This window comes from Methylomagnum ishizawai (assembly GCF_019670005.1).
GTDB classification, from domain to species: Bacteria; Pseudomonadota; Gammaproteobacteria; order Methylococcales; family Methylococcaceae; genus Methylomagnum; species Methylomagnum ishizawai.
In genome coordinates, this window is sequence record NZ_AP019783.1 from 2,021,508 (window position 1) to 2,046,481 (window position 24,974).

Annotated in this window: 23 protein-coding genes; 8 read left to right on the forward strand and 15 right to left on the reverse strand. The window is 63.3% G+C overall.

Going from position 1 to position 24,974, the window contains the following annotated elements:
• The first annotated feature begins 55 nt into the window (after positions 1-55).
• The 4 genes from K5658_RS09215 (at position 56) to K5658_RS09230 (ending at position 2,735) form a co-directional block, all read left to right on the forward strand.
• Positions 56-520 (forward strand): chemotaxis protein CheW, encoded by a 465-nt coding sequence (locus K5658_RS09215; protein WP_246628603.1) that lies wholly within the window; start codon positions 56-58, stop codon positions 518-520.
• 126 nt (positions 521-646) lie between these two features.
• Positions 647-1,033, forward strand: coding sequence for a DUF2802 domain-containing protein (locus K5658_RS09220; RefSeq protein WP_221066642.1), 387 nt, complete (start codon positions 647-649; stop codon positions 1,031-1,033).
• Positions 1,034-1,110: 77 nt separating this feature from the next.
• Positions 1,111-1,746, forward strand: coding sequence for an HpnM family protein (locus tag K5658_RS09225; protein ID WP_221066643.1), 636 nt, complete (start codon positions 1,111-1,113; stop codon positions 1,744-1,746).
• 224 nt (positions 1,747-1,970) lie between these two features.
• Entirely contained in the window at positions 1,971-2,735 is a 765-nt protein-coding gene (locus K5658_RS09230; protein WP_221066644.1) for a hypothetical protein, read from the forward strand.
• A 91-nt stretch (positions 2,736-2,826) separates the two neighbouring features.
• Here the strand turns inward: K5658_RS09230 and groL (K5658_RS09235) are convergent, their stop codons facing one another.
• The 13 genes from groL (K5658_RS09235) to K5658_RS09295 form a co-directional block, all read right to left on the reverse strand.
• Positions 2,827-4,452 (reverse strand): chaperonin GroEL, encoded by a 1,626-nt coding sequence (groL, locus tag K5658_RS09235; protein WP_221066645.1) that lies wholly within the window; start codon positions 4,450-4,452, stop codon positions 2,827-2,829.
• A 41-nt stretch (positions 4,453-4,493) separates the two neighbouring features.
• Positions 4,494-4,784, reverse strand: coding sequence for a co-chaperone GroES (gene groES, locus K5658_RS09240; RefSeq protein ID WP_221066646.1), 291 nt, complete (start codon positions 4,782-4,784; stop codon positions 4,494-4,496).
• Between the two features lie 190 nt (positions 4,785-4,974).
• Positions 4,975-5,160: a DNA gyrase inhibitor YacG gene (gene yacG / locus K5658_RS09245; protein ID WP_221066647.1), complete on the reverse strand. Its 186-nt coding sequence runs from the start codon at positions 5,158-5,160 to the stop codon at positions 4,975-4,977.
• Between the two features lie 7 nt (positions 5,161-5,167).
• Positions 5,168-5,938 carry a cell division protein ZapD gene (zapD, locus tag K5658_RS09250; protein WP_221066648.1) on the reverse strand — a complete coding sequence of 257 codons (771 nt, stop codon included), beginning with the start codon at positions 5,936-5,938 and terminating at the stop codon, positions 5,168-5,170.
• 114 nt (positions 5,939-6,052) lie between these two features.
• Positions 6,053-6,676 carry a dephospho-CoA kinase gene (gene coaE, locus K5658_RS09255; RefSeq protein ID WP_221066649.1) on the reverse strand — a complete coding sequence of 208 codons (624 nt, stop codon included), beginning with the start codon at positions 6,674-6,676 and terminating at the stop codon, positions 6,053-6,055.
• Between the two features lie 4 nt (positions 6,677-6,680).
• Complete coding sequence (locus K5658_RS09260) at positions 6,681-7,550, reverse strand: prepilin peptidase (protein ID WP_221066650.1); 870 nt, start codon at positions 7,548-7,550, stop codon at positions 6,681-6,683.
• Between the two features lie 4 nt (positions 7,551-7,554).
• Positions 7,555-8,772: a type II secretion system F family protein gene (locus K5658_RS09265; RefSeq protein ID WP_221066651.1), complete on the reverse strand. Its 1,218-nt coding sequence runs from the start codon at positions 8,770-8,772 to the stop codon at positions 7,555-7,557.
• A 3-nt stretch (positions 8,773-8,775) separates the two neighbouring features.
• Positions 8,776-10,491, reverse strand: coding sequence for a type IV-A pilus assembly ATPase PilB (gene pilB / locus K5658_RS09270; RefSeq protein WP_221066652.1), 1,716 nt, complete (start codon positions 10,489-10,491; stop codon positions 8,776-8,778).
• A gap of 135 nt (positions 10,492-10,626) precedes the next feature.
• Positions 10,627-13,491 carry a valine--tRNA ligase gene (locus K5658_RS09275; protein ID WP_221066653.1) on the reverse strand — a complete coding sequence of 955 codons (2,865 nt, stop codon included), beginning with the start codon at positions 13,489-13,491 and terminating at the stop codon, positions 10,627-10,629.
• Between the two features lie 51 nt (positions 13,492-13,542).
• A complete protein-coding gene (locus K5658_RS09280; RefSeq protein ID WP_221066654.1) occupies positions 13,543-13,824 on the reverse strand; it encodes an antibiotic biosynthesis monooxygenase in 282 nt (93 codons plus the stop codon).
• A 62-nt stretch (positions 13,825-13,886) separates the two neighbouring features.
• Positions 13,887-14,333, reverse strand: coding sequence for a DNA polymerase III subunit chi (locus K5658_RS09285; protein ID WP_221066655.1), 447 nt, complete (start codon positions 14,331-14,333; stop codon positions 13,887-13,889).
• A 10-nt stretch (positions 14,334-14,343) separates the two neighbouring features.
• Complete coding sequence (locus K5658_RS09290; RefSeq protein ID WP_221066656.1) at positions 14,344-15,843, reverse strand: leucyl aminopeptidase; 1,500 nt, start codon at positions 15,841-15,843, stop codon at positions 14,344-14,346.
• A gap of 225 nt (positions 15,844-16,068) precedes the next feature.
• Positions 16,069-18,219 carry a multicopper oxidase domain-containing protein gene (locus K5658_RS09295; RefSeq protein WP_221066657.1) on the reverse strand — a complete coding sequence of 717 codons (2,151 nt, stop codon included), beginning with the start codon at positions 18,217-18,219 and terminating at the stop codon, positions 16,069-16,071.
• 158 nt (positions 18,220-18,377) lie between these two features.
• Here K5658_RS09295 and K5658_RS09300 point away from each other — a divergent pair, with 158 nt between their 5' ends.
• Complete coding sequence (locus K5658_RS09300) at positions 18,378-19,232, forward strand: alpha/beta hydrolase (RefSeq protein WP_221066658.1); 855 nt, start codon at positions 18,378-18,380, stop codon at positions 19,230-19,232.
• 12 nt (positions 19,233-19,244) lie between these two features.
• Here K5658_RS09300 and K5658_RS09305 read toward each other — a convergent pair whose 3' ends face one another.
• Together K5658_RS09305 and K5658_RS09310 are read right to left on the reverse strand one after the other, a co-directional pair.
• Positions 19,245-20,312, reverse strand: a complete 1,068-nt coding sequence (locus K5658_RS09305) for a starch-binding protein (RefSeq protein ID WP_221066659.1) — start codon at positions 20,310-20,312, stop codon at positions 19,245-19,247.
• Positions 20,313-20,348: 36 nt separating this feature from the next.
• Positions 20,349-21,146: a hypothetical protein gene (locus tag K5658_RS09310; protein ID WP_221066660.1), complete on the reverse strand. Its 798-nt coding sequence runs from the start codon at positions 21,144-21,146 to the stop codon at positions 20,349-20,351.
• Between the two features lie 503 nt (positions 21,147-21,649).
• Here K5658_RS09310 and groES (K5658_RS09315) point away from each other — a divergent pair.
• From groES (K5658_RS09315) to K5658_RS09325, 3 genes are all read left to right on the forward strand, one after another.
• Positions 21,650-21,940: a co-chaperone GroES gene (groES, locus tag K5658_RS09315; RefSeq protein WP_221066661.1), complete on the forward strand. Its 291-nt coding sequence runs from the start codon at positions 21,650-21,652 to the stop codon at positions 21,938-21,940.
• A gap of 57 nt (positions 21,941-21,997) precedes the next feature.
• Complete coding sequence (gene groL / locus K5658_RS09320; RefSeq protein WP_221066662.1) at positions 21,998-23,638, forward strand: chaperonin GroEL; 1,641 nt, start codon at positions 21,998-22,000, stop codon at positions 23,636-23,638.
• 197 nt (positions 23,639-23,835) lie between these two features.
• Positions 23,836-24,915, forward strand: a complete 1,080-nt coding sequence (locus K5658_RS09325; RefSeq protein WP_221066663.1) for a WD40/YVTN/BNR-like repeat-containing protein — start codon at positions 23,836-23,838, stop codon at positions 24,913-24,915.
• The last annotated feature ends 59 nt before the right edge of the window (positions 24,916-24,974 follow it).

The window sequence follows — 24,974 nt, forward strand, 5'->3', positions numbered from 1 at the left end:
GGTTGGTCTGAATCCCACCAAACCCAATCACAACGAGGCCACCATGAGCGGAGCCATGCAAAAACGTACCGAGCCGGTCAACCAATGGGTAACTTTCCGCCTGGGCGACGAGACCTACGGGGTCAATGTGATGCAGGTGCAGGAAGTCCTGCGCATCAGCGAAATCGCCCCGGTGCCGGGCGCGCCCGACTATGTGGTCGGCATCATCAACCTGCGCGGCAATGTCGTCACCGTGATCGACACCCGCAAGCGCTTCGGCCTGTATCCGAAAGACCCCGACGACGCCTCGCGCATCGTCATCATCGAGGCCGTGGACCAGGTCATCGGCATCCTGGTGGACAGCGTGGCCGAAGTGGTGGAGTTGCGCGGTTCCGAGGTCGAGGCTGCGCCCAATGTCGGCAACGAGGAAAGCTCCCGCTATATCCAGGGCGTCACCAGCCGCAATGGCCAGTTGCTGATCCTGGTCGATCTCAACCGCTTCCTGAGCGAAGAGGAGCGGGCCGACCTCGAATTCTTCTGACGGTCCCGTTCCCGCGCGGTCTTGGCGCATAATATGGGCCGGGTCCGGGCCCGTGGTCCCCGCCAACCCCCTGTCCACCGCCCGCCAAGCCCGCGAACCCTACTTCCCCTATCGACGATACGCCCGATGAACTGGTTGCCTTATTTCGCGCTCCTCGCCTTGTCGGCCCTCCTGGCGGCGGGTTTGTTCGTGCTGGCCCGCGCCCACCGCAAGCTGGCCCGCGACCACGCCGCCCTGGCCGAGGGCATGGCCCGGCAAAGCCAGGATTTGATGGGCCTGTGCGCGGCGGCGGTGCAGGTGGACCGGCGGGTGTTCGGCCAGGAGGAGCGCCTGCGCGAATGCCTCGCCCGCATCGAGGAACTCGCCACCCGCGAAACCACCCAGCAGCCCTATTACACCGCCATCGACAAGGTGAAGGCCGGTGCCCGCCCCGAGGAACTGGTCGCGGAATTCGGCCTGTCCTTGTCCGAGGCCAACCTGCTGGTGAGCCTCTACGGCCAGTCGCGCCGCTGAGCGGCGGCCCGCCCATCCCATCCCAAAACCCGGCGGTTGTGCTATATTCGCCCGCCTAGTCGAGCAAGGGGAACATTATGATTTTTAAGCTGATATTGGGTTTGTGGCTGGTATGCCTCGCGTCTTTCCCGGCTTGGGCCGAGCCGGTGGACGAAGCCAGGAAACCCGTGGACAAACTCAACGAGACGCTCATCCAGGCGATGAAGGGCGCGGACAAATTGGGGTATCAGGGACGCTATAAATTGATCGGGCCGGTGGTGCGGGATACCTTCGAGTTCGAGGCGGTCTCCCAGATCGCCCTGGGGAGCCACTGGAAAAAGCTGGAAAAGGCCCAGAAAACCGCCTTCATGGAGAAATTGATCGATCTGAGCGTCGCCACCTATGCCGCCCAGTTCAACGGCTATGGCGGCGAATCCTTCGTGTTCGACAGCAGCCAGGATTTGAAGAACGGCAAACTGTTGCTGCGCTATAACTTCACCGCCCCCAAGGAAAAACCCATCAAGTTCGAGTATATCGTGGGCGAACTCAATGGGCAGTGGCAGATCATCAATATCATCGTCGATGGCATCAGCGATTTGGCCCTGAAAAAGGCCCAATATACCAGCGTCATCGACCGCGAGGGTTTCGATAGCCTGTTGAATAAGCTTTCCCAGAAAATCACCGATTACTCCCACAACAACGCCGCCCCGGCCAAGCCGGGCAAGCCGGGTTGAAACGGGAAGCCAAGGTATCGGCGGGGCACCTTCGGGTGCCCTTTTTTTAGGCGTCCATAGGGGGGCGGGCCGATTCCCGGAGCGCTCCGGGGCGCGGTGCCATGTTCTTGCCTTGCTTGTAATAAGCTGGCTACACTTCCCGCTTTGCGCCCGGGCAGGGCCACGGATGTGGCGGGGAAAGGGCCGGCCGGATGGAAAATGAAACCAATGCTAGGGGGCGACGAGTGTTTCCGATAACGAGAAGTCGAAGGGCGCGGGGCGGGCTGCTGGTGTTGGCCTTGCTGCTGTGCCATCTGGCCTATGGCGGCCAGGTGCGTTCTTTGTTCAATCCCAATAATTTCATCGCCGAGGATGGCGCCCTGCTGACGGAGCAATTCTGGTCCACGCCCGATAACAAGCTCTACGGCAAGGCGGTGACCGAATGGGAGGACGCCGACTTCTCCGAATTGGAGGCCGAGTTGCGGCGGGCGGTCTATGTGCTGTCCCTCAGCCAGAACCCCTATCGCCATGTACAGGTGGACCGTTTGCAACGGGCGGTGGATTTGATGCCGAGCTTCAAGCTCTGGGCCAGGCACGCGAAGGAAGGGGTCGCCCCGGCCGAGGGCGAGCGCAAATTCGCCAAGGGCAAGCCCGCCGCCCAGGCGCAGCCGAAGCTCGCGGGCCTGAGGGGGAAAGCCCTGGCCTGGATCGAGGCCGCTTTGCCGGCTTGGCTGGTCAAATCCTATTATTGGCAGCGGCTCGGGTTTTATGCCGGCAAGTATGTCCTGCCCTATATCCTGCCCACCTTCGTCGGGTCGGTGGTGGTGAGCGTGGCCGGCATGTTCTGGTACCACCTTTACAGGCGTTTCAACGTGTTCTACTGCCCGAAATGCAAGACCAGGGACAGGGCCAAACTCAGGGTGGGCACCCGCACCTTCAAATCGGTTTTCCGGCGCGGCAAGCGCAAATGCTATTGCTCGGTTTGCAACTATAAGTGGATACAGCGCTGAGTTGCGGTATCCGGTCATTGGCCCCGTAAAAAAAGCCCCGCCGGGTTTCCCCGGCGGGGCTTTTGTTCGGGACGGGATCAGCCCAAGCCGATCACATCATGCCGTCCATGCCGCCGGGCATCGCCGGGGCCGATTCCTTCTTGGGGATTTCGGCGACCATGGCCTCGGTGGTCAGCATCAGGCCGGCCACGGAGGAGGCGTTCTGTAGCGCGGAACGGGTCACCTTGGTCGGGTCCAGGATGCCCATTTCGATCATGTCGCCGTATTCGCCGTTGCCCGCGTTGTAGCCGAAGCTGCCGCTGCCTTCCTGCACCTTGGACAGCACCACGGAAGCCTCTTCGCCGGCGTTGGTGACGATCTGGCGCAGCGGTTCCTCGATGGCGCGGCGCAGGATGGCGACGCCCACGGTCTGGTCGTGGTTCTTGCCCTGCAAGTCCTTCAGCGCGGCCTGGGCGCGGACGAAGGCCACGCCGCCGCCGGGCACGATGCCTTCTTCGACCGCGGCGCGGGTCGCGTGCAGCGCGTCTTCCACGCGGGCCTTCTTTTCCTTCATCTCGACTTCGGTCGCGGCACCCACCTTGATGACCGCCACGCCGCCGGCCAGCTTGGCGACGCGCTCTTGCAGCTTCTCGCGGTCGTAGTCGGAACTGGTGTCCTCGATCTGCTTGCGGATCTGCTCGACGCGGGCCTTGATGGTGGCGGCGCTACCGGCCCCATCGACGATGGTGGTGTTTTCCTTGTTGACCTGCACCTTCTTGGCCTGGCCCAGGTCGGACAACTCGACCTTCTCCAGCGACAGGCCGACATCCTCGGAAATCACGGTGCCGCCGCTCAGGATGGCGATGTCTTCCAGCATGGCCTTGCGGCGGTCGCCGAAGCCCGGAGCCTTGACCGCGCAGACCTTGATGATGCCGCGCATGGTGTTGACCACCAGGGTGGCCAGCGCTTCGCCTTCCACGTCCTCGGCCACGATCAGCAGGGACTTGCCGGACTTGGCGACTTTTTCCAGCACCGGCAGCAGGTCGCGGATGTTGGAGATTTTCTTGTCGTGCAGCAGGATGAACGGGGAGTCGAGTTCCACGCTCATGGTTTCCTGGCTGTTGATGAAATAGGGGGAGAGGTAGCCGCGGTCGAACTGCATGCCCTCGACCACGTCCAGGGTGTTGTCGAGGCCGGAACCGTCCTCCACGGTGATGACGCCTTCCTTGCCGACCTTGTCCATGGCGTCGGCGATGATCTGGCCGATGCTCTCGTCGGAGTTGGCCGAGATGGAACCGACCTGGGCGATTTCCTTGCTGGTGGTGCAGGGCTTGGACAGGGCTTGCAGTTGCTTGACCACGACCGCGACGCCGAGGTCGATGCCGCGTTTGATGTCCATCGGGTTGGACCCGGCGGTGACGGATTTCAGACCTTCGCGCACGATGGCCTGGGCCAGCACGGTGGCGGTGGTGGTGCCGTCGCCGGCCACGTCGGAAGTGCGGGAGGCAACTTCCTTCACCATCTGGGCTCCCATGTTTTCGAACTTGTCCTTGAGTTCGATTTCCTTGGCGACGGACACGCCGTCCTTGGTCACGGTGGGAGCGCCGAAGCTCTTTTCCAGCACCACGTTGCGGCCTTTGGGGCCGAGGGTCTGCTTGACGGCATCGGCGAGGACGTTCACGCCGACCAGCATGCGTTGGCGGGCGTCGTCGGAAAAGCGTACATCTTTGGCTGCCATGGTTTCTTATCTCCTAATGTGTCGGTTCGCGGTCGGTGGGTTCAGGCTACGAATACGCCCATGATGTCGTCTTCGCGCAGCATCAGGTATTCGGTGCCGTCGATCTTGACTTCGTTGCCGGCGTATTTGCCGAACAGCACCTTGTCGCCGACTTTCACGCTCGGGGCGCGCACATCGCCGTTGTCCAGGGGTTTGCCCAGGCCGACGGCCACCACTTCGCCCTTGATGGGCTTTTCCTTGGCCGAATCGGGGATCACGATGCCGCCGGGGGAGGTGCGTTCTTCTTCCCAGCGCTTGACGACGACACGGTCATGTAAAGGGCGGATTTTCATGGTCTTACGATCCTTTTCCCGATCATCCGGGAGTTGTGTTGGAACTGCGGCGGGCCGGTCGGGCGACCCGCCTCCGTCGATTTGTTGGAGTGCCGAACGGTGTTAGCACTCGCCCCTAAGGGCTGCTAGCGAAGTAGAGACGGGGCTGTTTGTTTTCAAGGGCGGGGAGCAAAAAATTTTTGCGTGTATGTTAGGTTTCGGGGGCTTCGGGATCGGCGGGAGGTTGTTCGGCTGCGGCCGGGATGGCGTAGGTCTCGGTGGCCCAAGCCCCGAGATCGATCAGCTTGCAGCGCTCGCCGCAAAAAGGCCGGAACGGCTGGGCTTCGGTCCATTCCACAAGCCGGCCGCAAGTGGGACATCGCACCGTCGTGGCCATGGGGGCCTCACAACAGGCAGCAGGTGAGTTGGAACCGCACGTCTTCCGGGCATTGCACGGGCCGCCCGGCGGCGTCGGGCCGCATGAAGCGCACGGTGAAGCGGTGTTTGCCGCCGCTGATTTCGGCGAAATAGGGCTGGTCGCGCTCGACCGCCACCCGCAGCAGTTGGTAGGGCAGGGTGTGGTCCAGGGTTTTCTGGAAGAAGCCCGCCGCGGCCAGTTCCTCGCCGGGCGTGCCGCAACCGCGGATGAAGCTGAGCAAAAGGTCGATGGCGGTGCGGATCGGTTGGAATGGGAGGATCCATTCCGCCAGGTCGCGCCGGCGCTGGGTGTCGCCGAGTTGCAGCCAATAGTGGAAGGCGGGCAGGTCGAAGCTGCACGTCCCGCCGGGAATGGCGCTGCGTTGCGAGATGCTTTTGAACAGGTCGTTCTCCATCAGGGAAACACCGATCTTGCCGGGGTTGCCGTAGAGTTCCTTGCTCAGGGCGTCGAGCCGGGCCAGGAGGGTCTCCACCTTGCCATGGTCGATATCGGGTTGGGTGCGGGTCATCTTGGTCAAGGCCGCCGAGTGCCGGTCCAGTTCCTTGAGCGCTTCGGATTTGAGGTCGTTGCGGCTGAACAGGCTCAGCACGTCCAACAGGGTCGAGATGACGGCCCGGCTATCCCAGACCGAAGCCCCGGCCACGAAATGATCGACCTGCTGGAACAATTGTTCGAGGCGCATGAAGAGGCGAATCCGTTCGTTCAGCGGAAATTCGTAGATGGTGAAGTTGTTCAAGGGGAAGAATCCGGTCAGGGATGTCGGGGCCAATCCAGTTTGGCTTGGGTGGGTGCCCGTCCTTAGGCGGGCAACATTTTCGTTGATCGACTTTATTAGTCAATAGCGGCGGTTTTAGGGGGCCGGCGCGGCGTTTCCGGGCCCGGAACCCGATGCGAGGGTCAGATAAAGCCGGTGCAGGCGTTCCACCGGCCCGGCGAGATCGACCACGGTGCCGGTGTTCTCGAGGATATCGTCGGCGGCGGCTTGGCGTTGCGGGCGGCCAATCTGGGCGGACAACATTCTATCGGCCTGGGCGGCGTCGATGCCGTCCCGCATCTGTAGCCGTTGCCGCTGGAGGTCCACCGGGCAGTCCACCACCAGCAACCGGTCCACGAAGCCGCGCTGGCCGGTTTCCAGCAGCAAAGGGATGACCAGCAGGCAATAAGGCGCGGCCAGCGCCGCCATCCGCCGTTCCAGTTCGGCGTAGACCCTGGGGTGGAGCAAGGCTTCGAGCCAGCGGCGTTCCGCGGGGTCCGCGAACACGATCCGCCGCAACCGCTCCCGGTCCAGACGGCCCGCCTTGAGGAGGTCCGGGCCGAAGTGCCGGGCGATGGCGGCGATGGCGGGTTGGCCGGGTTCGACCAGATCGCGGGCGACCCGGTCGGCATCCAGCACCGGCACGCCTTGCGCGGCGAACAAATCGGCGACCGTGCTTTTGCCGCTGCCGATGCCGCCGGTCAAGCCCACCTTGAACATGGGCTTAGTGGAATTGGCCGAGATAGGCCGCGTTGATGGCGTCGCCCCAGACCAGGGCGATCCAGCCGGCGATGGCGAGGTAGGGGCCGAAGGGAATCGGCGTGCCCCGTTCCTGGCGGGACAAGAGGATCATGGCGATGCCGATCACCGCGCCCACCAGCGAGGACAGTAAGATCACCATCGGCAGTTTGTCCCAGCCCAGCCACGCCCCGATCAGGGCCAACAACTTGAAATCGCCATAACCCATGCCTTCCTTGCCGGTCGCCAGTTTGAACAATTGATAGACCGTCCACAGGCTCAGATAGCCGAAGATGGCCCCGAGGATACTAGCCGCGCTGTCGGTGAAAATCCCGAATAGGCTGAGGAACAGGCCCAGCCACAGCATCGGCAGGGTCAGGCTGTCGGGCAGCAATTGCCGGTCGATATCGATGAAGGTCAGGGCGATGAGGCACCAGCTCAGGGGCAGGGCGGCGGCGGTCTGTGGCCCGAAGCCGAAGCGGTAGGCCACGGCCACCGAGACCAGGGCGGTCAGCAATTCCACCGCCGGGTAGCGCGGCGAAATCCGCGTCCCGCAGCCGGAACAACGCCCGCGCAGCAGCAAGTAGCTGAGGATGGGAATGTTTTCCCCGATGGCGACCGGCTTGGCGCACTGGGGGCAATGGGAGCGGGGCGTCAGTAGGTTGTAGGGCGCTTCCGGCGCGGCTTCGGGTTCCAGTTCCAGGTAGTTGCGGCATTCCTGTTTCCAGGAATGTTCCAGCATGATGGGCAGCCGGTGGATGACCACGTTGAGGAAGCTGCCGACCATCAGGCCGACCAAACCGGCGACGGCCAGGAACCCGGCGGGGTTTTCGGCCAGGATATCGAATGAATTCATAGGCTTAGATGGCGGAACCCAGTTTGAAGATCGGCAGGTACATCGCGATCACCAAGCCGCCCACGATCACGCCCAGGATCGCCATGATCATGGGTTCGAGGAGGCTGCTCAGGGAGTCCACGGCGTTATCGACCTCTTCCTCGTAGAAATCGGCCACCTTGCCCAGCATGCTGTCGAGGGAACCGGATTCCTCGCCGATGGCGACCATCTGGATCACCATGTTGGGGAACAAATCGGCCTGCCGCATCGACATTTGCAACTGGGTGCCGGTGGATACGTCGTCGCGCATCTTGAGGACCGCCAGGGAGTAGACGATATTGCCGGTGGCCCCCGACACCGATTGCAAGGCCTCCACTAAGGGCACGCCCGCCGCCGACATGGTGGACAGGGTGCGGGCGAAGCGGGCGATGGCGGCCTTGTGGATAATCACGCCGATGGCGGGGATTTGCAGGATCAGCCGGTCCAGCCCGTGGTTGAAGGCCTTGGAGCGTTTCTTGAGGTTGATGAAAACCCAGCCCACGCCCATGATGGTCCCGAGGACGATGTACCAGTAGGCCTGGAGGAATTGCGACATGGAGACCACCATCTTGGTGAAGGCCGGCAAATCCGCGCCGAAGCCCTTGAACAGCGCTTCGAACTGGGGCACCACGAAAATCAAGAGGATTGAACTCACGATCATGGCGATGACCAGCACCGCCGCCGGATAGGTCAGCGCCTTCTTGATCTTGGCCTTGATCGATTCGGTTTTTTCCTTGTACTCGGCGATCTTGTGCAACAGGGTTTCCAAGACGCCGGCCTGTTCGCCGGCATGGACCAGGTTGCAGAACAATTCGTCGAAATATAAAGGGTGTTTACCCAAGGCTTCGGCCAGGGTGCTGCCGCCCTCGACATCGGCTTTGATGGCGAGGATCAACTCCTGCATGCTGGGATTCTCATGGCCGCGGCCCACGATCTCGAAGGCTTGGACCAGGGGCACGCCCGCCGACAGCATGGTCGCCAACTGGCGGCTGAAGATGGCGATATCCTTGGTGGTGATGGCTTTCTTGGAAGGGGAGAACAGCGGCTTGGGCTTTTTCTTGATCTTGACGACCTTGATGCCCTGCCGCCGCAGTTCGGCCTTGGCCACCAATTCGCTGCGCGAGGTCAGTTCGCCCCTCATGCGGGCACCGTTGCGGTCGGTGCCTTCCCAGACGTAGAGGACGGTTTCTTCTTTGGCGGCCATGGCTTAATCCCGGGTGACGCGGTCGATTTCGGCCAGGCTGGTGACCCCCGCCTTGACTTTTCTGAGTCCCGAGTCCCGGAGGTCGGCGATGCCGTCCGCTTTGGCTTGCTGGGCGATCTGCATCACGTTGCCCCCTTCGAGGATGATGCGGTTGATGGATTCGGAGATGGGCATGACTTGGTAGATGCCCACCCGGCCTTTATAGCCTTTCACGCATTTGTCGCAGCCGACCGGGCCATAGAGGGTCATGCCGGCCAGGTCGCTTTCCTTGAAACCGGCCTGGATCAAGACCTCGGGCGGCAGTTGGATTTCTTGCTTGCAGTTCTCGCACAGCCGCCGCGTCAGGCGCTGGGCCATGATCAAGAGGATGGCGGAGGCGATGTTGAACGGCGGGATGCCCATTTGCATCAGGCGGTTCAGGGTTTGCGGGGCGTCGTTGGTGTGCAGGGTGGACAGCACCAAGTGGCCGGTCTGGGCGGCTTTCACGGCGATTTCGGCGGTTTCCAGGTCGCGGATTTCGCCCACCATGATGACGTCCGGGTCTTGGCGCAGGAAGGCGCGGAGGGCCTCGGCGAAGGTCAGGCCGGTCTTGACGTTGACGTTGACCTGGTTGATGCCCGGCACCGTGATTTCCACCGGGTCTTCGGCGGTGGAGATGTTGGTGTCGGGGGTGTTGAGGATGTTGAGACCGGTGTAGAGCGAGACGGTTTTGCCGCTGCCGGTCGGCCCCGTCACCAGGATCATGCCGTAGGGCTTGTGGAGCGCCTTGAGGAAGTTTTCCTGTTGTTCCGGCTCGAACCCCAGCCGCTCGATGCCGATCTGGGCGGCGGTGGGGTCGAGGATACGCAGTACGATCTTTTCGCCGAACAGGGTGGGGCAGGAGTTGACGCGGAAGTCGATGGAACGGGTGCGCGAGAGGATCATCTTGATACGGCCATCCTGCGGCACCCGGCGCTCGGCGATGTCCATGCGCGACATGACCTTGAGGCGGGCCGAAATGCGCCCGGCGAGGGCCGCCGGGGGCGCGGCGATCTCGTGCAGCATGCCGTCGTGGCGGAACCTGACCCGGAAGTTCTTTTCGTAGGGCTCGAAATGGATATCGGACACGCCGCGCTTGATGGCGTCCAGCAGGATTTTGTTGACGAAGCGCACGATGGGGGCATCGTCGATGTCGCTGCCCTCGCCTTCGGCCGGGCCGTCGATGTCGTCGCCGCCGGTGACGGTGAGGTTTTCGAGGTCGGCGTCGAGCAAGTCCTTGAAGGTGTTGTCCTGGGCCTCCAGCGCGGTTTCGATGGCGCGGACCAGCTTGTCCTCCTCGACCAGGACGCTCTCGGTGCCGAGCCGGGACTGGAATTTGATCTCGTCCAGGGCTTGCAGGTTGGTGGGGTCGGACACCGCCAGGAACAGGCGGTTGCCGCGCAGGAACAAGGGCAGGGCGTGGTGCTTGCGGATCAGTTTCTCGCTGACCGATTTCAGCGGCATCATCTCCGGCATCATGGCGTTCAGGTCGAACAACGGGATGCCGAATTCCTTGGAGGCCGCGTTGGCGATGGTCAGGCTATCGAGGATTTTGTTGCCGACCAGATGGGTGACGAAGGGGACGCTTTTGCGTAGGGCTTCCTCGAAATGGCTATGGGCGTCGGTATCCGACAGGAGTTCTTCTTTGACCAGGCATTTCGCCATGCCGCTGAGCGGGATTTTGGAAGCAGATATCGCCATGATGCTTGCTGGGTGGTAAGGAACGGCCATCCGGCCCAGGTTGGCGGGTTCCCGGTCCCGTAAAGCTTAGTTGAGTGGCGGGTTTTTACCACGGGCCGGGAATCCGCCGACGAGGGCGGCTGTTCGGATTATGCCTTATAGCGCCCGGATTTTCTCCACTTGCGCATGTAATTCCGTCAAGCTGGCTTGAATCTCCTGTAACCGGGTACGTTCCTTGGCGACCACCTGCGGCGGTGCCTTTTCCACGAAGGCGGGATCGTTGAGCTTGGCCTCGATGCGCGGGGCGTCCTTGGCGAGACGCTGGATTTCCTTGTCGAGCCGGGCCAGTTCGGCATCCTTGTCGATCAGGCCGCGCATGGGGATCAACACCTTCAACTCGCCGACCAGGGCGATGGCCGATTCCGGCGCGGCCTCGTCGGCTGCCAACTGGCCCAGGCTGTCCAGGCGGCCGAAGCGGGCGATGAAATCGCGGTTATGGGCGAGATAGGCCCAATCCTGGGCCGAGCCGTTCTGCAACAGCACCGGGATGGCCTTGCCGTCGGCGATTTTCATTTCGCCCCGGATGCGGCGGATGCCCATCAGCACGTCCATCACCCAGCGCATTTCCTGCTCGGCTTCGCCGTCCAGTGGCCAGGATTCGGCTTGCGGATAGGCGTGGCGCATGATCGTGTCGCCCGATTGGCCCGCCAGCGGCGCGACCCGCTGCCAGATTTCCTCGGTGATGAACGGCATGACGGGATGGGCCAACCGCAGCAGGGTTTCCAGCACCCGCACCAGGGTTTGGCGGGTGCCGCGTTGCTGGGTTTCGTCGCCGGTCTGGAGCGCCACTTTCGCCAGTTCCAAATACCAATCGCAGTATTCGTTCCAGGTGAATTCGTAGAGGGCGCGGGCGGCGAGGTCGAAGCGGTAGTCCTCGATGGCGGCGACGGTCGCGGCGATGGTCTGGCCCAAACGGGAACGGATCCAGCGGTCGGGCAGGCTGTAGGCGCATTCGCCGGCGAGGCCGGTGTCCTGGCCTTCGGTGTTCATCAGCACGTAGCGGGCGGCGTTCCACAGCTTGTTGCAGAAGTTGCGGTAGCCCTCGACCCGGCCCATGTCGAATTTGATGTCGCGTCCGGTCGAGGCCAGCGAGGCGAAGGTGTAGCGCAGGGCGTCGCAACCATAGGCCGCGATGCCGTTGGGGAATTCCTTGCGGGTGCGCTTTTCGATCTTCTCCGCCATTTGCGGCTGCATCAGGCCGCTGGTGCGCTTGGAGACCAAATCTTCCAGGGCGATGCCGTCGATGATGTCCAAGGGGTCGAGGACGTTGCCCTTGGATTTCGACATCTTCTGGCCTTCGGCATCGCGCACCAGGCCATGCACATACACCGTCTTGAACGGCACCTGCGGCGAGCCGTCCGGGTGCTTCATCAAGCGCATGGTCATCATGATCATGCGGGCGACCCAGAAGAAAATAATGTCGAAACCCGTCACCAGCACGTCGGTGGGGTGGAAGGTCTTGAGTTCCGGCGTTGCGTCCGGCCAGCCCAATGTCGAGAAGGTCCACAGTGCCGACGAGAACCACGTATCCAGCACGTCGTCGTCCTGGCGCAGTTCGAGGTCGGCGGCGAGGCTGTATTTGGCGCGGACTTCGGCCTCGTTGCGGCCCACGTAGACCCGGCCTTGGTTGTCGTACCACGCCGGGATGCGGTGGCCCCACCACAGTTGGCGGGAGATACACCAATCCTGGATGTCCCGCATCCAGGAGAAATACAGGTTTTCGTATTGCTGGGGCACGAAGCGGATGCGGCCATCTTCCACCGCCGCGATGGCGGGCTGGGCCAGGCTCTTGGCATCCACATACCACTGGTCGGTGAGCCAGGGTTCGATGACCACGCCGGAGCGGTCGCCGCGCGGCACTTTGAGGGTGTGGGGGTCGATCTTTTCGAGGAGCCCCAGGTTCTCGAATTCGGCGATGACTTGCTTGCGGGCCTCGAAGCGGTCGAGTCCCCAGTATTTTTTGGGAATGCCTATATCTGTTGCCAAATCAATTACATCCCTTGATTGAATGCGAGCATGCCTCAGCCCTTCATGGGTCATTGGCCAGTCTGTGTCACTAACAATCGTCGCATCTCTTGTGAAGATATTGATGAGCGGCAGGTTGTGGCGCTTGCCGACTTCGTAGTCGTTGAAATCATGGGCCGGGGTGATCTTCACGCAGCCAGTGCCGAATGCGGGATCGACATAGTCATCGGCGACGATGGGGATTTCCCGGTCCGTGATGGGCAGGCGGATGGTTTTACCGATCAGGTGTTGATAGCGTTCGTCTTCCGGGTGGACGGCGACGGCGGTGTCGCCCAGCATGGTTTCCGGGCGGGTGGTCGCGACCACCAGATGCCCCGAACCATCCGCCAGCGGATAGCGGAAATGCCACATGAAGCCTTTTTCCTCCTCGTTCTGCACTTCGAGGTCGGAAATGGCGGTGTGGAGCTTCGGGTCCCAGTTCACCAGCCGCTTGCCGCGGTAGATCAGGCCATCGTCGTACAGCCGCACGAAAGCTTCCTGCACGGCTTTCGACAGCCCTTCGTCCATGGTGAAGCGCTCGCGGCTCCAATCCACCGAGGAACCCAGGCGGCGCAATTGCCGGGTGATGGTGCCGCCGGATTCGGCTTTCCATTCCCAGACTTTTTCTAGGAACTTCTCGCGCCCCCCCTCTATGTTATGGCGGGTGATACCTTGCGCGGCGAGTTGGCGTTCGACCACCATTTGGGTGGCGATGCCGGCGTGGTCGGTGCCGACTTGCCACAAGGTGTTGTGGCCCTTCATGCGGTGGTAGCGCACCAAGGCGTCCATGATGGTGTTGTTGAAGCCATGGCCCATATGGAGGCTCCCGGTCACGTTGGGTGGTGGGATGGCGATACAGTAGGACGGGCCGGTGCCGGAGGGCTGGAAATAGCCGCTCGCTTCCCAGGTTTGATACCAGCTTTGTTCTATGGCTTGGGGGTCGTAGGTTTTGTCCATGGGGTTTGGCGTGTGGATTCGACGTAAAGGCGGATGGGCGCGGAAGGTGGGTTATAACGCGCCGCGCTCGATTTCTTGTAGATAAATGAATTCCGGGGCTTTGACGCCCGCCTGTTCCCTGATTTCCACCAATTCCGGGGACTCGAAAAAGCGGCGGGCATGCTCCAGCGAGGACCATTCCGAAAAATGGACGATCTTATTGGCCTCGCTGTCGTAGCGGAGCAGTTGATAGGCGATTTCACCGGCGTTTTTCCGCATCCCGGCGGCTTGGTCGAAAATGGTTTTCCATGCGGGATAGGATTCGACTTCGTGGATGATCAATACATAGTGCATCGGGATACCTTTGGATGGAGTTTAAGCGGCGGTGTTGACGGCGGATGTCGCCGGGCCAGGGGTTAGCCCGCCATACCGCCGTCCAATTTAATCGTTTCCGGCACATGCCCCGCTTCCTTATAAGCCTTATACCGCGCCCGCCCCGCCCGTTTCACCGCCGCGTCCTCGTCGATGAATTCCGCCACCCGCCCGAACCGGGCGTAATCCTCCGGCACCTGGGTTCCCAGGTTCACCAGCACATCGCTCATGGCGAGCGGCGCGGGGCCATGGCCCAGCAGCACCGGGACTTCGGCCGGCGCGGCAGGCGGGCCCGCCACCTCGTGCGGGACGAAACTGCCTTGCCGGAAGGTCCACAACAGGTTGTCGAGCAACTGGGTTTCCTCGGGCGAGGCGGTGCGGAGATAGACGCGATGGCCCTGCCGGTAGGCTTTCTCGATCAGCTTGCAGGCGGTGACGTGGCGCTGATAAACATCGGCGCCCGGTAGTAGATAAAAGTCGATGCGGGGCATGGGGCGGGGTTTACTCGGTGGTGGCGGATTCCGCCGCCCGGTCGATGAGATACTGGGTCAGCAAGGGCACCGGGCGGCCGGTCGCGCCTTTGTCCGCGCCGTTCTTCCAGGCCGTGCCGGCGATATCGATATGCGCCCAAGGGTATTCCTTGGCGAAGCGCGACAGGAAACAGGCGGCGGTGACGCTGCCGCCATCCGGCCCGCCGATATTGGCGAGGTCGGCGAAATTGGACTTGAGCTGCTCTTGGTAATCGTCCAGCAGCGGCATCCGCCACACCCGGTCGAAGCTGGTTTCCCCGGCTTGCAGCACCGCCCCGGCCAAAGTTTCGTGATTGCTCCACAGCCCGGACACCACCTTGCCCAAAGCCACCACGCAGGCCCCGGTCAGGGTCGCCACGTCGATGACGGCGGCGGGTTCGTAGCGCTGGGCATAGGCCAGCACGTCGCACAGCAGCAGGCGGCCTTCGGCGTCGGTGTTGAGGATTTCGATGGTCAGCCCGGCCATGCTCTTGACGATATCGCCGGGCTTGTTGGCCTTGCCGTCGGGCAGGTTCTCGGAGGCGGGCACCAGCCCCACCACGTTCAGCGGCAGGCCCATTTCGACCACGGCGGCCAGGGTGCCGATCACGCCCGCGCCGCCGCACATGTCGTATTTCATCTCGTCCATGGCGGCGGCGGGCTTGATGGAGATGCCGCCCGCGTCGAAGGTCAGCCCCTTGCCGACCAGCACATAGGGTTTCGCCGCCTTGTCCGGGGCGCCGTGGTATTCCATGACGATCAGCTTGGCCGGTTCGTGGCTGCCTTTCGATACCGACAGGAACGCCCCCATGCCCAGTTCTTCCAGGTCGGATTCGTCGAGGATTTTCACCTTGAGCTTCTTTTGCTTCTTGCCGACCTTTTCGGCTTGCTCGGCCAGATAGGTCGGGGTGCAGACATTGCCGGGGAGGTTGGCGAGTTCCTTGGCGAGGTTCATGCCGTTGGCGATGGCCTGGCCTTGGGCGATGGCGGCTTTGACGGTGTCGTCCGCGGTTTGGAACACCAGCTTGGCGAGGCGGGCTTTATGGTTCTCGGCTTCGCTCTTCATCTGGGTGAAGCGGTAGAGCGAAGCTTCGAGGATTTCCACGAACTGGCGGATTTGCCAACCGGCATCGCGGCCTTCGACCTCGGCCTCGTGCAGGAAGCTGGCCGCTTGTTTGACATTGGCGTCCTTGAGCGCCTTGGCGGCGGCGGCGAGGGCTTTGCGGTAGGTGCCGGGTTTGAGTTCTTCCTTCTTGCCGAGTCCGACCAGGATCACCCGTTCGATCCCGCCTTCGGGCAGATGGGGCAGGGCCAGGATATCGCCGGGCTTGCCTTCGATATCGTCGCGTTTCAGCAGTTTTTGCAGGAGGCCGTCCAACTGCTCGTCCAGGGCCAGGGCGGACGGGGTGAGCTTGCGTTTTTGGTAGAAGCCCAATACGGCGCAGGGCGTGGAAAGGGAGTCCAGGGATTCGGATTTGGCGTGGTAGTCCATGGTTGCGGTTCGCTTACGTTCGGGAGCGCCGCCGGTCGGGCGGCGGGGTCCGGTGGGAGGGCGCTTTCCCGGTTTGGGAAAGGGATTGTCACCAAGGATAACAAGCGAGGGGGCCGGGCGTCCAAGGGGGCGGCGGGGACGCGGGCCGGGATTGGCGGAGGGATCGGGCGGGCAGGATGGGTCGGGGCGGGTTTCCAGGCCGGGGCTTGGAAACCCGCGTTCCGCTTATTTCGCCACTTTATAAGGCCGCATCATCTCGTTGTCCTCGTGGTTGATGATGTGGCAATGCCAGACATATTCCCCGTCGCTGGGATCGAACGGGTACAGGTTGCGCCCGGCGTAGGATTGGCGCTTGACGACCGGGGTGTCGGTCGGGGTCCAGCGCACCAAGACCCGCAGCACTTGGTGGCCGTAGGCGGTCGCCGTGTCCTTCCAGCCGGTTTCCCCGGCGGTGGGCGCGGTCGGCGTGCCCAGCAGGAACGGCCCGACCGCCGGATTGCCACCCACCGCCCCGTCGGCGTTGGGGGTGTTGTAGGACAGCGGGGGGCCGTAGCCCGGACAGGCTTTGCCCGGCGTGCAGGTGGTGGGCAAGGGGGCCGGTCCCTTGCCGAACGCGCTTTCCCAGGCCGCGAGATAGCCCTTGACGTCGAATTCCTGGCGGTTGAGGACTTGGAATTGCGCCAGATGGGTATGGACCGGGTGGTACTGCGTGTCGGTGCCCGGCGAATAGGCGTTGATGATTTCCCATAATTCGACCGAGCCGACCCTGGGTGTTTCGCTGATGCCATCCTGGGGGAATTCCGCCGCGATGCTGGGCGAGCGCCGCCCGTCCCATTTGGTGTTGTTGACCAGTTCGTCCAGGGTTTGGGGGAAGTCGAAGTTCTCGTTGAGGACCATTTGCCGGACCTTGTCGATCTTCACGTTGGCCAGGATGTGGCCCTTGCCATCGGTCAGCCGCGCCGCCAGGGCCGGCCAGACGCAGCCGCCCTCGGCGGCGGAGAGGCCGGGATCGCAACTGGTATCGCCGCCTTGCGGGGTCTTCTTGACCTGGAAGCGCATGATCTCGGGCAGTTGGAACATCTCGCCCGATTCGTCGTTGCCGAGGACCACGTTGCCGCCCGCCAGCTTGGAGAAGTCGACGATCAGGTCGGCCCGTTCGCCCGGCGTCAGATGGACTTTCCGCACCCTGGCGGGCCTCCCCAGATAGCCTTCGTCCGAGCCGATCTGGTAGACGATGGCCTTGCCGAAGCTCAAGTCGTAGCCGCGGTGGTTGGAGCCGTTCAGCACCCGCAAACGGTAGCGGCGCGGTTCCACCTCGAAATAAGGCCAGGGCGCACCGTTCACCGTCGCCACATCGCCTTCGTACATCACCGACCAGAACGGATGCGCTTTCACCGGGGTGTCCACCGGGAAATACAATTGGCTCTGGGTATCGAACTGGCGGTCCTGGATCGCCAATTCGACTTCATAGGCCCCTTGCGGCAATTGTTTGGGTTCCCGCTCGGGGTCGCGGATGAAATAAAACCCGGCCAGTCCCGCCGCCACGTTCAAGCGGGTGGTGCCCAGGGTGTGGTCGTGGAACCAGAGGGTGCCGGGTTCCTGGGTGTTGGGATATTCATAGATGGCCTTGCCCGCGCCGGGATTGCCCAGGGTGACATAGCCCGACCCGGTCCGGCCATCGGGCGTGAACCAGGAATCCGGACCGCCGTCGAACCGCGCCGGGAGGACGCCGCCGTGTAGATGCACGGTGGCGGGCACCGGCCCGGTATAGGGCTGGCAGCAGGGGCTGGCGGCGTTGGCCGGGGTCGAGCAATCGCGGGTTTCCATGCCGCACATCTGCTGCAAGGGGTCGGCCCAGTGCAAGGTCTGGTCCACCAGGAACAGCCCTTGCACCAACCCGGCCCCGCGGGGTTTGGCGGGGTTGAAACTGGGCAGGGCGTTGACGTATTTGATCCGGGTGGCGAGCCGGGCCTGGGCGTCCAGGGTCACGGCGGGCCAATTGGCCGGGCCTAGCACCTTGCGGGTTTGGGCGTCGGTGGTTTCATAGGCCCAGACGCGGGTGGTGCCGAATTTGACACCCTTGCCGCAGGTGTCGCCCTTGTCCTTGGGCAGGACTTGCTGGTCGATTTCCTTCATGGTCACCATCAGCGCCGGATGCTGGACGGCGTCCACCCGCGGGATGGAGCCGGCCGGCCCGAACACCGGCAAGGCCGTGGCGTATTTGGGGATGCAAGCGCCGTCCAGCGGGGTTTGCGGGACCAAGACGCTGGCCTGGGCGGGGGCCGCGATTCCCTGGGCCAGGAGCAGCAATAAGCCGACCTTGTGCGGGATTCGGCGTGGGCGGGGTTGCGAGGGGCGGTCTATCGTGTTTGGCATAGCGGTATCCTGGGTTATAGATATGATGGCCGTGGGGTGGGAAAAGACCCAAGGCTAGGGTCGCCGACCGGGCCCATCCTAGGAAGGGGGTCTATACGAATAAATACGCGAAACCACGCAATTATGCGGCGTAAGTCGATTTTACTGTGGAGGTGGCGATGAACGGGCGGGATGCGAACGGCGGCGGTGTTTGGCGGGAAATGCACGGCAAAGGCGGGCCGGGCCATACGATCATAGGCGATGTGCGGGCTTGCTATGGGTTGTACAGCCCGCAACTCGGCGATTGCCGGGATATTTTCGTCTACCTGCCGCCTGGCTATGCGGGCGGTGGCGGACCCTATCCGGTGATCTACATGCAGGATGGGCAGAACCTATTCGACCAGGCCATCGCCTACGCCGGGGAATGGCGGGTGGACGAGACCTTGGAAAGCCTGGCCGCCGAGGGCGTGGAAGCCATCGTGGTGGGGGTCGCCAACGGCGGGGCGCGGCGCTTGGAGGAATACAACGCCTATGCCGGGCAGGGCGGGGCGTATCTGGATTTCCTGGTGGATACGGTCAAGCCTTTGATCGACCAAAGTTTCCGCACCCGCCCGGAACGCGGGGCCACCGGGATACTGGGGTCCTCGATGGGCGGTTTGATCGCGCTCCATGCCTTTTTCAGCCGTCCCCTGGTGTTCGGGCGGGCCGGGGCGCTGAGCCATTGGATGTGGATCGCGGGCCGGATCGATCCTGGACAAGTCTGTGGGTTCGTCGCGGGTTCGGAATATGCGCCGGGCAGGCTCTATCTCGATATCGGCGACCGGGAATGCGTGGACGCATCGCTCACCGGGCTGGCGCTCGCGCCGGAGCGGCTGGTCGCCGATACCCGAAGGCTCCGGGACGCGCTGCTCGCCAAGGGCTATGCGGAGGGCCGCGATTTCAAATACCTGGAAATCGCGGGAGGGGGGCACGGGGAAGGCGATTGGGCGGCGCGGCTCGCCGCCGTGTTCCGCTTCCTGTTGGGCGCGGGCTAGCTGGCGGCAGGGTCAGGGCGCGAGATCGAAGGTTTTTCCGGGTGCCAGTTCGACGATGCCGCCGCCCTGGCGCAGGAATACCGGCAACGCGGACGGGTTGTAGACGCGGTGGCCGTCGGCGGAAAACCGCACCGCCCGCATCGCCCCCAGATATTCCGCCATTTCCCCCGCCCCCGCGTACCAAATATCGGTGCGGTGGCCCATCACGGCGCAGAATTCCTCGATATAGCCCCAGTTGTTGCCCGGCTGGTGGTCGTTGATTTCCCAGCTATGGCCCCAGACGCAGAGTAGGCTCGGTTCCTCCGGGGCGAGGGCCAGGAAGCGCCGGGACAATTCCAGCGCCTGGGTTTGGTGGCCGCTGGGCCGCCACAACAAGGGATTGCCGGGCAGCCGGAAATCGTGGGTGTCGCCGACCAAACGGCCATAGATCAAGCCCCATTCCGGCAACAGCCGTTCCAGGGCGGGATGGGAAACCCCGAACGGATAGGCCAGGCCGCGCACCGGATAGCCGACCAATCGTTCCAACGCCCGGATATCGCCGAGGATTTCGCTTTCCAGCCGTTCCTCCGCCAGCGAATCCAGGAAGGGATGGGTGGTGGAATGGCCCGAGACCTCGTGGCCCGCATAGACGGTGGCGATATCCGCCGCATGGACCTTGCCCGGACCTTCGGTCAAGCCGGAATTGATATGGAAGGTGCCCTTGAGGCCATGGGCGTCGAGACGTTCGATCAAGCGGCGGTCCTGCTCGCTGCCGTCGTCGAAGCTCAGGACCAGGGCTTTCAGCTTGCCGCCGGGGAAGGCGAAATGCCGCAGGCGGTCGGGGTCGGTCTCCCACAGTTCCCCCGCCACGCACCAGCCTTCCGCCAGCCGCCACCGCAGGTCCACGGTCTGGGAGCCCGCGCCGTCGTTGAACACAAGATCGGCGGTTTCCTGGCCCGGGAGTTCGAGGCGGTACCAATCGCCGTGTTCCGGGTCCATCTTCGCGCCCGGCCAGGCCGGGGACTCGGCCCAGGGCATCGTGTTCCAGTGGTACAGGTAGGCGTCGGGCCAATGCCGGGGTTTTTTGAAATGGATAATCATGCCGGGAGGTTCGCGGATGGGGATGGGGGACGGGATTCACTGCGAGGTGACATTGAACACCGGGCTGTCGGCGTCGATCACCCAGCCGCCATCGTCGCCGATATGGCCGTTCCAGGCAACGCTTTCGTAGGTGCCGGGGTCGAGGATGAACAGCAGGGCGGCGGGCGGACGGTGGGCGTGATGCAGGATCGCCCGCATCCCCCGGTCTTCGGGGTGGCCGCGCTTGATGGTGTTGGAAGGCGTGCCGAGCGTGAACGGCATATTGGGATCGGGCCCCAGGCTCGCCACATGCTTGGCGATATCGGTGACGAAGCTGGCGCAATCGAAGTCGTATTCGTTGCGCACCCGGTAGCGCTGTTCCTGCCAGCGCCTATGGATTTCGTCGGCGGCTTGGTGGCTGATGGGCCAGCTCAACAGCCAGAAGGCGTACAGGCTGGGTTTGCCGCGCACATGGTCGAGGCGGAAATAATCGGCGGCCTGGCCGTTTTTCAATACCCGCCCCGGCGTGGCGTGGTAGAGGTAGGTATGGGATTCCTCGCCGGGGAATTTGCCATGGCGGTGGATGCCGAAATAGGAATGGCCCGCGCCGGGTCCGTAGGCGATCTGGCCGACCACCGCCAAGGGGAGGTGCCGCCCCGCATGGTTCAAACAAGGCCGCAGGTGCGCCGAATCGCGCCGGACCGCCATGATTTCGGGCTGGCCCTGGTTCCAATTGTGGAATTGGGGGGCCAGGCGCTGCTTGATATGGGCACCGAGCCTTGGGAAATGTTGCGCGGGGAAGAACGGCTTGAGGGTTTGCCGTGCGGAATCGGGGTCTGGAATGGCATGGTGCATGGCGCTTGCGCTCGTTGGGTGATGGGAAAGAAATAAGGCGTTGATAATTATCACATAAACGGTTCGGTGTGGTGCCCATGTTTGTTGTTGGTGTCAAGAAAATACAGAGTTAAAGGGAAGTGCGGGCAATGCTGGGGCAGGGTGGAGCTTTTTTGCACAACTATGGGATAAGCCATACATGCCATCGCGGAGGCGAAGGGGATGGCACCGTCTCCGATGGGATTGGAAAGGATGGGTGGGCCGGGCCGATGCCGGGGGTTTGCCTTGAAGTCGAGGGAACGCGCCGCCATTTAGAGGCCAGCGCGGCGGGCGGGCGTTTCGAAGCGCCAGGACCGCGGGATTTTCCGGGGAAGCGTGCCGATGGCGGCATCCCCGCTGAATCCCAACCTTGACACAGATTCCCGCCCCGCTATGATTGGCACTCACATTGAGCGAGTGCTAACAGCGGCGGCGGCAGCCGGCCCGGATAGCGACCCAACCCACCTAACCAAAGGAGAATCCCGATGAACATTCGTCCCTTGAACGACCGCGTGATCGTGAAGCGCTTGGAAGAAGAACGCACCTCGCCGGGCGGCATCGTGATCCCCGATAGCGCCACCGAAAAACCCTCCCGCGGCGAAATCCTCGCCATCGGCCCCGGCAAGACCCTGGACAACGGCCAGGTCCGCGCCCTGGCGGTCAAGGCGGGCGACAAGGTGCTGTTCGGCAAATACGCCGGCACCGAAGTCAAGATCGACGGCCAGGAAATCCTGGTGATGCGCGAGGAAGACATCATCGCGGTGTTGGAAGACTAAGCCCCCGGCCCGCTTTGCGACGTATTCAGCAACAATCGACAATAGGTTTATAAAGCTATGGCAGCGAAAGACGTAAGATTCGGCGACGACGCCCGTGTCCGCATGGTCCGCGGTGTGAACATCCTGGCCCAGGCCGTGAAAGTGACCCTCGGCCCCAAAGGCCGCAACGTGGTCTTGGAAAAGAGCTTCGGCGCACCGACCGTCACCAAGGACGGCGTGTCCGTCGCCAAGGAGATCGAGCTGTCCGACAAGTTCGAGAACATGGGCGCCCAGATGGTGAAGGAAGTCGCCTCCCAGACTTCCGACGTGGCCGGCGACGGCACCACCACCGCCACCGTGCTGGCCCAGTCCATCCTGGTCGAGGGCTTGAAGGCCGTCGCCGCCGGCATGAACCCGATGGACCTCAAGCGCGGCATCGACAAGGCCACCGCCGCCGCCGTCGAAGCCATCCACGCCATGGCCGTGCCCTGCGCCGATAACAACGCCATCGCCCAGGTCGGCACCATCTCCGCCAACTCCGACGACAGCATCGGCCAGATCATCGCCGAAGCCATGGACAAGGTCGGCAAGGAAGGCGTCATCACCGTGGAAGACGGCTCCGGCCTCGAAAACACCCTGGACGTGGTCGAGGGCATGCAGTTCGACCGCGGCTATCTGTCGCCCTACTTCATCAACAACCAGCAGAGCATGAATGTCGAGCTGGAAAATCCGTTGATCCTGATTTCCGAGAAGAAGATCTCCAACATCCGCGACATGCTGCCGGTGCTGGAAGGCGTGGCGAAATCGGGCCGTCCCCTGCTCATCATCGCCGAGGACGTGGAAGGCGAAGCGCTGGCCACCCTGGTGGTCAACAACATGCGTGGCATCCTGAAGGTCGCCGCCGTCAAGGCGCCGGGCTTCGGCGACCGCCGCAAGGCCATGTTGGAAGACATCGCCATCCTGACCGGCGGCACCGTGATTTCCGAGGATGTCGGCCTGTCGCTGGAAAAGGCTGGCCTGGGCGACCTTGGCACCGCCAAGCGCGTCCAGATCAGCAAGGACGAAACCACTATCATCGACGGTGCCGGTGCCGCCGATAAGATCCAGGGCCGTATCGCCCAGATCCGCAAGCAGGTGGACGACACCTCCTCCGACTACGACCGCGAGAAGTTGCAAGAACGCCTCGCCAAACTGGCGGGCGGCGTGGCCGTGATCAAGGTCGGCGCGGCCACCGAAGTCGAGATGAAGGAAAAGAAGGCCCGCGTGGAAGACGCGCTGCACGCGACCCGCGCCGCCGTGGAAGAAGGCATCGTGCCGGGCGGCGGCGTCGCCCTGGTCCGCGCCCTGCAAAGCCTGAAGGACCTCAAGGGCGCGAACCACGACCAGGATGTCGGCATCGCCATCCTGCGCCGCGCCATGGAAGAGCCGTTGCGCCAGATCGTCACCAACGCCGGCGACGAGGCTTCCGTGGTGTTGAACAAGGTCGCGGAAGGCACCGGCAACTTCGGCTACAACGCCGCCACCGGCAGCTATGGCGACATGGTGGAAATGGGCATCCTCGATCCGGCCAAAGTGACCCGCACCGCGTTGCAGAACGCGGCTTCCGTCTCGGGCCTCATGATCACCACCGAAGCCATGGTGGCCGAGGAGCCGAAGGAAGAAGCGGCGGGCCATGGCCCGGACATGGGTGGCATGGGTGGCATGGGCGGCATGATGTAAGCCCGGCCCCGTAGCCAGTCCCCGACAAGAAAGCCCCGGTCGCGAGACCGGGGCTTTTTTATGGCCCGAAGACCGCGCCTCCTCTCAACGCGGCGGTACGTGGCGCGGCGTTTAGCGGGATGCCGGGCGGCGATGGTACTATCGCCGGACTGTCGATTTCCCAGCCGTTTCCCGACGCGAGGTGTCCCATGTCTTTTATGGTGGTTGCCGCTATCAAGAAAAAGCCGGTCCGCGTCCTGATGGCCGCGCTGATCGCCTCGGGGCTGTGCGGGCCGGACGCCCTGGCCGAATGGACGCCCCGGCGGACATTGGCGGGCAAAGAGCAATTCCTGCAGCTTTTCCCGGTCAGCGATCAAACCGTCTGGGCCTTGACTTGGCAAGGGGGCGGCATTTCTCCAAGCTATCGGGTCCATGTCAGCCTGGATGCGGGCTCGACCTGGACCCGCCGCCAAGTGCGGGGCCTGCCTCCGGACTTCATGGCTTACGACGATAGAATCGACGCTTTCGTCGCCTTGGACGGCGCCACCGCGCTCCTGTCGGGGACCGTGGTGGACGGCGTGGGAGCCGGTGTGGCCCATGTCTATCGCACCGGCGATGCCGGCCGCACTTGGCGCGAGGTCTTCGCCCATCCTTGCGGTGTCTGCCGTTTCCAGATCGGCATGGCCGATGGAAGGCGCGGGCTGATGGCCTTCAATTTCGGCGGCACCGACGCCAAGCATCCCGCCGGACAGCGTCTTTACGCCACCCATGATGGCGGCCTGACCTGGACCCAGGCCGGGATCGCCGATCCGGTCCGGCAAGGCTCGGTCGGGGCACTGTTCGTCAAGGGGCGGCAGGCTTGGTTGCAGGGCGATGGCCAGCTCTATTATTCCGCCGATCTCGGTGTCCATTGGAGCGCCGAGCCGATTCCCGCCGAAGCCGTCGAGGACAATGGGTTCGGTCGGTTGCGCATGGCGAACCGCGACTATGGCATCGCCAGCAGCGGCAACCTGCTCGACCTATCGCTGAAGCGCCCGGACCCAGGCGCTTGGCGGCATCTCGATACCGGCGTGCCTAACGGTGCCGTCGGCACCTTGGCGCTGGATGGCAAGGAATGCTGGTTTTCGATGCCGCTCGATTCCGTGCGGAATTTTTATTCCGACGACCACTGCGCCAGTTTCCAGCCCTTGGTCGTCGATCCGCAAAGCGCGTTTTTTACCCTGGGCAAGGCTTGGCGGGGTCGCAGCCTCTGGGGCACGACCCGGCGGGTGCTTTACATGGACCGGCGCTCGCCCTGAAACCATGCCAATGGGGCGGCGCGGTCCGGGTAGGGGTTCCAACCCCGTCCGAACCGCTA

What these genes read in the sequence shown, in the direction of transcription:
- K5658_RS09215 (WP_246628603.1), top strand. Translation starts at nt 56, where the DNA reads ATGCAAAAACGTACCGAGCCGGTCAACCAATGGGTAACTTTCCGCCTG.
- K5658_RS09220 (WP_221066642.1), top strand. Translation starts at nt 647, where the DNA reads ATGAACTGGTTGCCTTATTTCGCGCTCCTCGCCTTGTCGGCCCTCCTG.
- K5658_RS09225 (WP_221066643.1), top strand. Translation starts at nt 1,111, where the DNA reads ATGATTTTTAAGCTGATATTGGGTTTGTGGCTGGTATGCCTCGCGTCT.
- groL (WP_221066645.1), bottom strand. Translation starts at nt 4,452, where the DNA reads ATGGCAGCCAAAGATGTACGCTTTTCCGACGACGCCCGCCAACGCATG.
- groES (WP_221066646.1), bottom strand. Translation starts at nt 4,784, where the DNA reads ATGAAAATCCGCCCTTTACATGACCGTGTCGTCGTCAAGCGCTGGGAA.
- yacG (WP_221066647.1), bottom strand. Translation starts at nt 5,160, where the DNA reads ATGGCCACGACGGTGCGATGTCCCACTTGCGGCCGGCTTGTGGAATGG.
- coaE (WP_221066649.1), bottom strand. Translation starts at nt 6,676, where the DNA reads ATGTTCAAGGTGGGCTTGACCGGCGGCATCGGCAGCGGCAAAAGCACG.
- K5658_RS09260 (WP_221066650.1), bottom strand. Translation starts at nt 7,550, where the DNA reads ATGAATTCATTCGATATCCTGGCCGAAAACCCCGCCGGGTTCCTGGCC.
- K5658_RS09265 (WP_221066651.1), bottom strand. Translation starts at nt 8,772, where the DNA reads ATGGCCGCCAAAGAAGAAACCGTCCTCTACGTCTGGGAAGGCACCGAC.
- pilB (WP_221066652.1), bottom strand. Translation starts at nt 10,491, where the DNA reads ATGGCGATATCTGCTTCCAAAATCCCGCTCAGCGGCATGGCGAAATGC.
- K5658_RS09275 (WP_221066653.1), bottom strand. Translation starts at nt 13,491, where the DNA reads ATGGACAAAACCTACGACCCCCAAGCCATAGAACAAAGCTGGTATCAA.
- K5658_RS09280 (WP_221066654.1), bottom strand. Translation starts at nt 13,824, where the DNA reads ATGCACTATGTATTGATCATCCACGAAGTCGAATCCTATCCCGCATGG.
- K5658_RS09285 (WP_221066655.1), bottom strand. Translation starts at nt 14,333, where the DNA reads ATGCCCCGCATCGACTTTTATCTACTACCGGGCGCCGATGTTTATCAG.
- K5658_RS09290 (WP_221066656.1), bottom strand. Translation starts at nt 15,843, where the DNA reads ATGGACTACCACGCCAAATCCGAATCCCTGGACTCCCTTTCCACGCCC.
- K5658_RS09295 (WP_221066657.1), bottom strand. Translation starts at nt 18,219, where the DNA reads ATGCCAAACACGATAGACCGCCCCTCGCAACCCCGCCCACGCCGAATC.
- K5658_RS09300 (WP_221066658.1), top strand. Translation starts at nt 18,378, where the DNA reads ATGAACGGGCGGGATGCGAACGGCGGCGGTGTTTGGCGGGAAATGCAC.
- K5658_RS09305 (WP_221066659.1), bottom strand. Translation starts at nt 20,312, where the DNA reads ATGATTATCCATTTCAAAAAACCCCGGCATTGGCCCGACGCCTACCTG.
- K5658_RS09310 (WP_221066660.1), bottom strand. Translation starts at nt 21,146, where the DNA reads ATGCACCATGCCATTCCAGACCCCGATTCCGCACGGCAAACCCTCAAG.
- groES (WP_221066661.1), top strand. Translation starts at nt 21,650, where the DNA reads ATGAACATTCGTCCCTTGAACGACCGCGTGATCGTGAAGCGCTTGGAA.
- groL (WP_221066662.1), top strand. Translation starts at nt 21,998, where the DNA reads ATGGCAGCGAAAGACGTAAGATTCGGCGACGACGCCCGTGTCCGCATG.
- K5658_RS09325 (WP_221066663.1), top strand. Translation starts at nt 23,836, where the DNA reads ATGGTGGTTGCCGCTATCAAGAAAAAGCCGGTCCGCGTCCTGATGGCC.